At 61.1% G+C, this 203-nt stretch carries 1 protein-coding gene; it reads right to left on the reverse strand.

Annotated elements, in window-relative coordinates; translation table 11 throughout:
• A partial coding sequence (locus tag AB3X96_RS43095) for a transposase (RefSeq protein WP_368594479.1) occupies positions 1–203 on the reverse strand: 203 nt, incomplete at both ends.

The following is a 203-nucleotide window of genomic DNA, read 5'->3' on the forward strand; positions in this document are numbered from 1 at the left end:
GCATAAGCACGGAGAAGACGACGAAGTGCAAGCCAGCCAGAGTTTCGGGCAATCGCTCGTAGTCTCGTGCGAGTCGGCGGAAGCGGTTGAGCCAGCCGAAGCTGCGCTCAACCACCCAGCGGCGCGGCAACAGCACGAAGCCTTTTTTCGCCTCGGGCAACTTGATGACCTGAAGTTCCATCCCCTCGTCAAGCGCCGCCTGT

Origin of the sequence: Paraburkholderia sp. BR13439, assembly GCF_040948805.1 — a bacterium.
Taxonomy (GTDB): Bacteria; Pseudomonadota; Gammaproteobacteria; order Burkholderiales; family Burkholderiaceae; genus Paraburkholderia; species Paraburkholderia youngii.